Genomic DNA, 1716 nt, shown 5'->3' with positions numbered 1-1716 from the left:
CTAGCAGCGGGTAGTGGTTACACAGTGGGAACAACCTCTGGTGTTACGGGAACTATTACCAATGATGATGTTTTACCTAGCATTACCCTAGCAGTATCACCAAGTAGTGTTACAGAAGATGGTACAACAAACTTAGTTTACACCTTCACTAGAACTGGAAGTACAGCTAACGCCCTCACCGTTAACTATGGTATTACAGGTACAGCAGATAGCAGTGATTATACAGGTGCTACACCAGGAGCAGGAAAAACTATCACCTTTGCAGCAGGAAGTAGTACAAGAACCCTGACTATTGACCCCACAGCAGATACCACCGTTGAAAACAATGAGACTGTAATTTTAACCCTAGCAGCGGGTAGTGGTTACACAGTGGGAACAACCTCTGGTGTTACGGGAACTATTACGAATGATGATATACAAGACACAAAACCTCCACTAGCTACCAGTTTAACCCCCGACGATAATGCTACAGGTGTGGCTGGAAATGCCAATTTAGTGGTGAACTTTGATGAAGCGATTCAAAAAGGTACAGGCAACATCTTCATCAAGAAAGTATCAGATAATTTTATAGTAGAAACCATTGCAGTGACTAATAGCAATGTCACCATTAGTGGTAATAAGCTAACTATTAATCCCACTAATGATCTAGCATCAGGAACACCTTATTATGTACAAATTGCTAACACCGCCATTCGGGACTTAGCTGGTAACAACTATGCTGGTTTTCCCAACTCAACAACAACATGGAGATTCACAACTAACAAAGCTCCAATGGACTTAAATCTTCGCAATAACGTAGTTAAGGAAAATGTTAACCAAAGTACATTAGTAGATTCTTTTGGTACTGTAGACCCAGATACAGGTAACACCTTCACTTATAGTTTGGTGACAGGAACAGGTAGCAATGACAATAATTTATTTACCATTATCAGTAATCAACTCAAAACCAAAGATCCGGTAGATTTAGACTTTGAAAAAAAGAAAAGCCATAGCATTAGAGTCAGAACCACTGACCAAGGTGGACTATTCTATGAAAAACAATTTACCATTAATGTTACTGATGTTAATGAGGCACCCACTGACATCAATCTTAAGAAGACGAGTGTTCTTGAAAATCAAAAGATTGGTACAGCAGTAGGTGATTTCGGTACTGTAGACCAAGATACAGGTAACACTTTTACTTATAGTCTAGTACCAGTACAAAATAGCAATAACCATAATTTGTTTAGTATTTCTGGCAATCAGTTAAAAACTAATGCTGAGTTTGACTTTGAAGCCAAGAACAGTTATAACATTCGAGTCAAAACCACTGACCAGGGTGGACTATCCTATGAAAAACAATTTCTTATTACTGTTGCTGATGTCTTAGAACCTAGCATTACCCTAGCAGTATCACCAACACCAAGTAATGTACAAGAAGATGGTGCAACAAACTTAGTTTACACCTTCACCAGAACTAATGTAGGTATAGCTAACGCCCTCACCGTCAACTATGGTATTACAGGTACAGCAGATAGCAGTGATTATACAGGTGCTACACCAGGAACAGGAAAAACCATCACCTTTGCAGCAGGTTCAAGTACAGCAACCCTAACAATAGACCCCAAAGCAGACACCACAGTTGAAAACAATGAAACTGTAATTTTAACCCTAGCAGCGGGTAGTGGTTACACAGTGGGAACAACCACAGCCGTTACCAGTAAACCAAAAAGTTTT

1 protein-coding gene is annotated in these 1716 nt (G+C 39.6%); it reads left to right on the top strand.

Annotation, left to right across the window (positions count from 1 at the left end; all coding sequences use genetic code 11):
• On the top strand, positions 1-1716 hold a 1716-nt coding region (locus CUN59_RS20160), incomplete at both ends, for an Ig-like domain-containing protein (RefSeq protein WP_207765455.1).

The organism is Cuspidothrix issatschenkoi CHARLIE-1 (assembly GCF_002934005.1).
GTDB classification, from domain to species: domain Bacteria; phylum Cyanobacteriota; class Cyanobacteriia; order Cyanobacteriales; family Nostocaceae; genus Cuspidothrix; species Cuspidothrix issatschenkoi.
Note: the sequence above shows the minus strand (reverse complement) of the source record. Positions and strands in the feature narration are given on the sequence as shown.